This window comes from Campylobacter ureolyticus (genome assembly GCF_027277485.1).
Classification (GTDB): domain Bacteria; phylum Campylobacterota; class Campylobacteria; order Campylobacterales; family Campylobacteraceae; genus Campylobacter_B; species Campylobacter_B ureolyticus_B.
The window spans coordinates 1-1303 of the sequence record NZ_JAPXGQ010000036.1 but is presented as its reverse complement, the minus strand read 5'-3'; the positions used below and the strand labels follow the sequence as shown (position 1 = coordinate 1303).

Genomic DNA, 1303 nt, shown 5'->3' with positions numbered 1-1303 from the left:
CTTTGTTAAAGCTTTACACTCCTGCAATATCTAAAACTATCATCTTTAAAGCTCCATCTATCCTTTCATCTTCTCTTTCTTTAAATCTGATATAACTTTTTGTTCCTACTATCTCAACAGCTTCATCTATCATCTTCATAGCCTCAAGCCACTTTGGGTTACGAATGGGATACTGCTTTAAGCTAAGTACCATCTTTGCATCAACTTTGCCATTTTTAACATCAAAAGCACGAGTTATAAGAGTGCGAATTTCAGCATCAGCATTTTCAGTTTTTTCATCTAAATACTCATCTATTTTTTCCTTTGCAAGGGCTAGTTTATTATCAAAGCTAATTTGCTTAGCTACTTGAATTTGAACTTCTTTTGTGCCATTAAAACTTTTTAAACTAACACTTCCAGTTTTAGAGTTTTCAAGCTTATCAAGGTTATAGTTTTGTCTTAGTAAATCAATAAAATCATAACACTTCTCATAAGCAAACTTTTTAAACTCTTTTAGACTTTTTTGAACCTCTTTTGCTTTTAAGATAAGCTCTTCAACAACTTCATCTTCGAGTTGTTTATCAACTGGTATCATATCTTTGTGGATAAAGCTTCCTTCTTTGTTTTGCCAAAAGCCTTTTTCATCTAACTTTGCCATTTTTTCTCCTTTTAAAAATATACTTTTTCATAAATTTAAAGCTATTAACATAACCGTATCTAAGGCATACGGCTAAATTATCTTTGCTTTTTTTAACTATCTTTACCATAAACTTGCCTAATCAAACAAACTAAACTTAAGTTCACTAATGCCTAATTTATGAGCTAACTCTCGCTCATAAGCCATACCTTTACTATCTTTTGAATATTTACAGTTATGAAAGTAGTAATACTCACACACGCTTAATAGCTCTTTACAGTTTTGCATAACTTTATACCTTTCAAACTCGCTATAAATATCCATAAAAGCTAATACTGGGCTAAGTGGCTCATAGCCATTTAGCCTAACTTGATGACACGCTTCAATGGCTATTTTTTTCGCATAGTAGTTTCTATCTTCATCTTTGCATTTAATGGATGCATAAGGGCTTGAAACAAAGACTAAATTTGTCATTTTCATTTTTACTCCTTTTCCCCAAGGGTAACAGCTTTCCAAAAGTTATCATTGTTAAGAATTCGTTGCATTTTATCTTCTGATATATCGAAAGTTTCAGCAACTGCTTTTACAATCCCTGCAAGTTCAGCCACAAGCTGACCAAGGTTTCCGTTTATTTCTAATTCATTTTTTTTGCTATCTGCAAATATCATAATTTACTCCTTTAAATTT

The 1303-nt window shown here is 31.6% G+C and carries 3 protein-coding genes; all 3 read right to left on the bottom strand.

Annotation, left to right across the window (positions count from 1 at the left end):
- Positions 1 to 13: 13 nt before the first annotated feature.
- Positions 14 to 637 (bottom strand): DUF3164 family protein, encoded by a 624-nt coding sequence (locus O6B72_RS09310; RefSeq protein ID WP_269492992.1) that lies wholly within the window; start codon positions 635 to 637, stop codon positions 14 to 16.
- Between the two features lie 117 nt (positions 638 to 754).
- Entirely contained in the window at positions 755 to 1096 is a 342-nt protein-coding gene (locus O6B72_RS09305) for a DUF7768 domain-containing protein (RefSeq protein WP_269492990.1), read from the bottom strand.
- A 2-nt stretch (positions 1097 to 1098) separates the two neighbouring features.
- Entirely contained in the window at positions 1099 to 1284 is a 186-nt protein-coding gene (locus tag O6B72_RS09300) for a hypothetical protein (protein WP_269490609.1), read from the bottom strand.
- Positions 1285 to 1303 lie beyond the last annotated feature (19 nt).

Bases quoted from the DNA above. Each gene is read 5' to 3' on its own strand.
- O6B72_RS09305 (WP_269492990.1), bottom strand. From the start codon at position 1,096: ATGAAAATGACAAATTTAGTCTTTGTTTCAAGCCCTTATGCATCCATT.
- O6B72_RS09310 (WP_269492992.1), bottom strand. From the start codon at position 637: ATGGCAAAGTTAGATGAAAAAGGCTTTTGGCAAAACAAAGAAGGAAGC.
- O6B72_RS09300 (WP_269490609.1), bottom strand. From the start codon at position 1,284: ATGATATTTGCAGATAGCAAAAAAAATGAATTAGAAATAAACGGAAAC.